This window comes from Gemmata sp., assembly GCF_051859125.1.
Lineage (GTDB): Bacteria > Planctomycetota > Planctomycetia > Gemmatales > Gemmataceae > Gemmata.
In genome coordinates this window covers 70,677-76,655 of record NZ_JBHYGG010000046.1, presented here as the reverse complement: position 1 = coordinate 76,655, position 5,979 = coordinate 70,677, and the positions used below count along the sequence as shown (strand labels likewise).

At 71.0% G+C, this 5,979-nt stretch carries 4 protein-coding genes; 1 reads left to right on the top strand and 3 read right to left on the bottom strand.

The genetic code is table 11. From position 1 onward, the window contains the following. Positions 1-513 precede the first annotated feature (513 nt). A complete protein-coding gene (locus tag ACTIGN_RS06190) occupies positions 514-1,152 on the top strand; it encodes a hypothetical protein (RefSeq protein ID WP_439621938.1) in 639 nt (212 codons plus the stop codon). A gap of 512 nt (positions 1,153-1,664) precedes the next feature. Here the strand turns inward: ACTIGN_RS06190 and ACTIGN_RS06185 are convergent. From ACTIGN_RS06185 to ACTIGN_RS06175, 3 genes are all read right to left on the bottom strand, one after another. After that, on the bottom strand, positions 1,665-3,977 hold the full coding sequence (locus ACTIGN_RS06185) for a nucleoside hydrolase (RefSeq protein ID WP_439621939.1): 2,313 nt from the start codon (positions 3,975-3,977) through the stop codon (positions 1,665-1,667). 91 nt (positions 3,978-4,068) lie between these two features. Then, positions 4,069-4,413, bottom strand: a complete 345-nt coding sequence (locus ACTIGN_RS06180; RefSeq protein ID WP_439621937.1) for a carboxymuconolactone decarboxylase family protein — start codon at positions 4,411-4,413, stop codon at positions 4,069-4,071. A 73-nt stretch (positions 4,414-4,486) separates the two neighbouring features. Then, positions 4,487-5,836, bottom strand: coding sequence for a DUF1552 domain-containing protein (locus tag ACTIGN_RS06175; RefSeq protein ID WP_439621936.1), 1,350 nt, complete (start codon positions 5,834-5,836; stop codon positions 4,487-4,489). Positions 5,837-5,979: the final 143 nt, after the last annotated feature.

The window sequence follows — 5,979 nt, the reverse complement described above, 5'->3', positions numbered from 1 at the left end:
TCGAGATGCCGCCGCCCGCCCGCGCCGCGGAGAAGCGGCTCGGGGCCCCGGCGGCGGTACTGCTCTGGGACTGCCTGCGTCTGGACGTGGAGCCCGGCCCGCGGCCCGCGCCGCCCCGGTGACTGCCACGGACCAGCGGGCGGCCCGTTCGCCCCCCGCAGCGGACTTCGACTCAAAGCCAACGCGCCTGGTCGGGCACCGACGAAACGACCAACCGAAAGGCTCCCATTAATGAATACGGTGCCCCGCTTCGCCCTCGCCGCCGTGCTGGCGGTGGCTGCGGACTCGCCAGCGGTCACGCTGCCCCGCGTGTTCGGGGACCACATGGTCCTCCAGCGGGGCGTATAGGCGCCGGTCTGGGGTGGGCCACCCCCGGCGAGCGGCGTCGTCCGGTTCGCGGACCAGGAGAAGGTCGCGACGGCCGGCGACGACGGGCGGTGGGAGGTCCGGCTCGACCCCTTGGAGGCGTCGGCCGAGCCGCGCGAGCTCACGGCCGCTGGGGCCGAGACGGTTGTGGTCAAGGACGTGCTCGTCGGCGAGGTCTGGCTGTGCTCGGGCCAGTCGAACATGGAGATGCCGGTCGGCATGTCCGGCGACCACAAGCCCACCTCCAACGCGGACCGGGAGCTGCGGGACCCCGACCTGCCCCGCGTCCGCCTGCTGAAGGTCGCCCGCGCCCGGGCGTCGAAGCCGGCCCGCGTCCTGAAAGGGGACTGGGCGGTGTGCGGCCCGAACGCCCTCGACCGGACGCGGTTCTCGGCGGTCGGGTTCTGCTTCGGCCGGCGGGTCCACCGGGAGTTGAATGTGCCGGTCGGGCCGATCGACGCCACGTTCGGCGGGTCGCTGATCGAGTGGTGGGTGCCGCCGTCGGGCTTCGCCGCGGTGCCGGCCCTGGCGGACTGGGCCGGGGCGGCCCGGTCGCCCGGGGCCACGCGGACGGTCCTCCAGGGGCTCAAGGCGATCGAGGTCGAACCGTGCGCCATGTACCGGGGGGATGATCGCTCCGCTGGTCCCGTTCGCGGTCCGCGGGGTGCTGTGGTACCAGGGGGAATCGAACGTCTATGCCGGGGACGGGGCGGAGTACGCCGGCATCGCCTACCTTCCGCAGTGACCGGCACCGCGGCGGCTTCGAGAACCGGAGTCGGGTCGTAGGTGAGGGGCATATCTTCCCACGCCCGAGTTTGACCGCTCGCGCGGTGTTCACCGGGCGTCTGTGGGTTTTGTGCACGGCCACGTTTCACAGATTGGTCAGCCCGACTCGTTACGTCCAACCACGAAGTCCACTCTCCGTCGAGATTTCCAAGGGCCGAACGGAGACTTTGTTCGAGCGGATGTCGCGTTCGGGAGTCGGTCGGCGGTGATGGTCCCGGCAGTGACGGAATCGGAGTTACGGAACGGTAGCCTTCGGGAACCAAACCCCGGTTCGCCCCGCGGCGGGTGCGGGTTCGGTCCGGAGTGCGGACTCTCACCTCGTGCGCAGTTCGGCCGAACCAAGTTCGATCGAAGACACGAGCGCCACTCCCGCCGTCACGGGTCGGGCGACCCACGGGTGAGCCTCCGGTGCGACACGATCGAGATCCGACCCTTCAGCGCCGCCACGCTGGTCGAGCCGGACCGGGTTGTGCCCGCTTGTGTTGGCGGACCGCCTCCGCAGTCGGCCACGGTCACTCGCGCACCCGCACCGAGTCGAAGACGGCCGTTGTCGAGACGAAGGTGTTGCCCGAGCACGTGAACATCCCGATCCGGCCCCTCGTGTCGATGGCGGTGGAATGGGACATGAGGGGCTTGCCCCAGTCCGCACCGTCGGCGGACGTGTAGACCTGGGTGACGCCGCCCTTTTGCACGAGTTTGAGGTGGAGCGGCAGGGTCGCCTTGCCGACCACCTTGCTCTTGTTGTCGTCCTGGTCGCCGGCCTTGCTCCGCCAGCGGCACACGACCGCGCCGGACGACTCGACCTGGACCAGGAAGAACCGGCCACAACTCTCCGCCAGCGGATCTCGGACCATCAGCCCGGCGGCGGTCGGCGGCCGGGCGTCGCCCGGGTGGGCGTTCGGACCGCCGACGTTCGGGGCCAGGGCGGTGAGTCGGACCGACACCTCGACGTCTCCCGCCGCCCGACTCACGAAGACGCCCTGGTCGCGGACCCGCTCCCACCACGAGGTCATCGCGTGGCCGCACCCCGAGAGCCGGAACGTTCCGTCGGTCACGTCGATCGAGCCGGGCACGGGCGGCGCGTTGAGCTCGTCGAACCGCCAGTCGGCCGGAAGGGTCGAGGGGCCCACGGTCACGGCGCACGTCCCCTTCTGCTGACCGACGGTCGCCGTAACGACGCACGTGCCGGGCTTATTGCCGACGACCACGGCGGTTTGTTCGCCGATCCGGCGGACTGCGGCCACGGCGGGGTCGCTGCTCACCCAGGTCACCTCGCGCTCGAAGGAGTCCAGGGGCGCGAGCGTCGCGTTCAGCGTGGCCCGGCACCCCGCCGGGAGCGACAGTGCGGGGTGGTCGAGTGCCAGCGTGCGGACCGCGACGGTCGGCCGGCAGTCGACGTCCTCGTTCAACTCGATCGTCGACACCTCGACGCCCTCGCTCTCGGTCCTTGCGACGAGGTTCAACCGGTACGCGTTCCACTTGGCCGGTGCGGCGACGCTGAAGGTGCGCCGCGGGGCCGCGTCGGTGAACCCGGGGTCGTCTCGGACGTCGAGCCGGGTCCAGGTCCGGCCGTCGTCGTTGGAGCCGCACAGTTCGAGCGCTCGCGGGCGCCGCTGCTTCGCCGGGCACTCGACGACGTAGGACGTGACGAGGCGCTTCCGGCCGTCGGCGTACTGGCACTGGATCCAGCTCGCCGCCGCCCGATCGATCCACGAGGTGGCCCCCTTGTCCTCGCGGTCGAACGCTTTGATCGCTGGGCTGTTGGCGTCCAAGCTCCCGCGGCTCGTGACGCGGCACGCGCCCGCCTGGGCGTAGTACGCGGTGTTCACCGTCAGCTTCGCCGGCCGCCCCTTGCCGGCGACCATCAGGTCCTCCAGCGCCGCCTCGACCTCGCGCTTCGGGCGCTTCGGGTCGAGGACCAGGTAGCTGTGGTCCCGCTTCCCGCCGGGCTGCCAGGTGTTGACCCCCGTCTTGGGGTCCACGGTGTTCGCCCCGCCGCTCACGATCCGGTACCACGGCGCCGCCCCTCGCACGGCCACGAGGCAGGACACCGGGTCCCAGCTCAGCCGGTCGCCGGCGTAGCCGACGCCCGGGTACGCGGTGTACGCCACGGTCAGCGGGTTGTGTTCCGGCATCTCGTACGTGACCCGCCGGCCGGAGCTGGTCGAGCCGCCCTCGCCGTTGAACAGGATCTCGGTCGGCCAGTTGGAGCACACCAGTGCCGCCGACGCGGGGTCCATCTTGAAGTTCCACTCCGCCTCATTCGCGCTGGCGGTCGGCGGGTAGGTGCCGCCCATGACGTCGAGGCGCTTCACCTTCCTGGCGACCAGCGCCTTTCCGTCCAGTGGACTGACGTCGTCGGCCCGGGACCGGAGCAGGTTCGCCAGGTTGCGGAGCGGGCCGACCGCCACCACGACCACGCTGTTGTCGGGCTGCTTCGCCAACAGTTGCCGGTAGAGCACCACCGCGTCGGGGTAGTCCTTGCTCTCGGCGAACCTGTGCGGGAACCGCCGAGCGACCTCGGCCGTGTACCCGGGGTTCGGCAGGAGCCCGTCGTCCTTCAGCGTCCCCACGGGGACGTCCGGGCGCCCGAACCAGGTGTTGACGGCGTCCAGGCACGGCGCGATCGCCTTCGACGACGTACACCCCAGGGTGCCGAGGAGCTTGACCTCGCCCCGCTCGACCGCACCGTGGAGGAGGAACAAAGCACCGATGTCGTCGCAATCCCCTCCGGCGTCCGTGTCGAAGATGAGACCGCGCGGCGGTTCCGAAGCCTGGCAAGGCCCTGCGACGGCACCCCACGCGAGAACAACACCAGCGACCAACGTGACGGAATGCTGCGTGATCAAGATTGCACCTCTGACGACTTTGAGTGACCGGTCGCCCGCCAGCGGCGAATCCGCCCCCCACAGACCATCAACCTTGTGTCCGGTGCCTTGAGGGATCCCCGTGGGCGCCGACCCCGACCACGCACTCCGGCCCGGTGCACGGCCCCCCGATCCCGGCTTGCGTCGCCCCCTCGATGGCCGTGCGCAGGGTGACGCCGGCGTTCACCGCTGCCGACAGGTCGATGGCCGCCACCAGGGCGGCGTACGGGATCCCGGCGTCCTGCGCCACCCGCAGCCGCCTACCTGTGCAGGCCTGGCAGCCCCGGGTCAGGGTCACGGCCAACCCGATCAGGTGCTTCTCCCGATCGGTCAGGGCCGTCGTCCCCTCGGCCACCGCCACCGCCGCCCCGACGCGGAACTCCGACGCATCCATTACTTGCTCCCTGGAAAATGGGTCCGCGACCACTCCGACGACGGTGACCGGGGGACACCCGCCCCCGGCCGGGTCACACCAGGGCCTTGATGACGCCGGTCGCCTGGCCGCCCTGGAAGTCGGGCGGGACCGGCATCCCGACCCGGTCGGCGACCGTCTGCCAGACGTTCGCCAGGGGCACGTCCTTCTGGGGCAGGTGCCCCTGGTGCTTCACCCCCATCCCCTTGCCGCCGCACAGGACCACCGGCAGCATGTTCGAGTCGTGCGCCCCCAACCCGCCGTTGGTCGTGGCCCAGGCCGCCAGGGTGCTGTCGAGGAGCGTCCCGGCCCCCTCCCGCACGCCCTTCAGCTTGCCAAGGAAGTACGCCCATTCCTCCATGTACAACTCGTCCACCCGGGCCCACAGCTTCAGCTTCGCCTCGTCCTCGTCGTGGTGGGTCAGCCCGTGCAGGCCGTGCGGGCTGCCCGTGAGGTACTTGTAGCAGTTCGCTTCGTCCCCCTCGGTGCGGGGGATGTGGCTGACCACCCGGGTGGTGTCGGTCTGGAACGCCAGGGCGATCACGTCGAACATCAGCCGGGCGTACGCCCGGTACCCGCGGCCGTCCGGCCCCAGCCGGTCCCGGGGCGACCCGGGGCCGAAGTCGAGCGGGGCCACCTTCGGCTTCGGCCGGTCCTCCCACTCGGCCTCCACCCGCAGCCGGTCCTCGATCTCTCGGACCGACGTGAAGTACTGGTCGAGCGTCGCCCGGTCGTCCTTCCCGAGCTTCCCGTGGAGGGTCTTGGCCTGGCCGCGGACCAGGTCGAGCACGCTCCCGGCCTCGGCCCGCTGCCCACGGGCGGCGGCCACTGCCTTCGGGTCGTCCACCCGGAACATCTTGTCGAACAGCACCTCCGGCCGGTTCTCCGGGGTGATCGGGGTGTGGTTCCGGCTCCACGACAGGGTCATCGGGAACGGCCCGCCGAAGCCGGTCTCCCGGACCGTACCCAGGACCAGCGACGGGAACCGGGTCTTCCCCCGGTAGTGGTCGGCCAACTGTTGGTCGACCGACACCAGGGACTTCCCGTTCCGGGGGGTGTTCACCCCGGTGAGCATGGCCGAACACGACCCGTGCCCGCCGGTGAACGCCCGCAGGTCGGTCATCACGGTGATGTCGTCCTTGAACGGAACCAGGGGCCGCAGGGCCTGGGTCGCGGTGTAGTCCTTGCCCGTCTCCTTCGGGGTGAACGCCCGGACCTCGAGCCCGAGGCCCCAGTACGTGAAGATGGCCCGGCGGGGGACCTCGGACGCCGCCACCTCCCCGGCCGTGGCCACCGACAGGGCCTTCGGACTCATCGCCTCGAGCCACGGCAGGCCGAGGGCCACCCCTGTGCCGCGGAGGAACGTCCGCCGGTCGATCTGCCACCGCTTGCGCTGGATGAACATGGGAACTCCTTGGTCGGAAACGGCCCGGGGCCGGGGGCTACTTGGTTTGGAACGGCTCGCTGGCGACGACCGCCTGGACGAGCGCCTGGATCCGGTAGTCGTTCTTCTGGAGCGCGGCCACGAGGGCTTCGAGGGTCTCCCGG

Excerpts from the sequence above, each read along its gene's own strand:
- ACTIGN_RS06175 (WP_439621936.1), bottom strand. The coding sequence starts at position 5,836 with ATGTTCATCCAGCGCAAGCGGTGGCAGATCGACCGGCGGACGTTCCTC.
- ACTIGN_RS06180 (WP_439621937.1), bottom strand. The coding sequence starts at position 4,413 with ATGGATGCGTCGGAGTTCCGCGTCGGGGCGGCGGTGGCGGTGGCCGAG.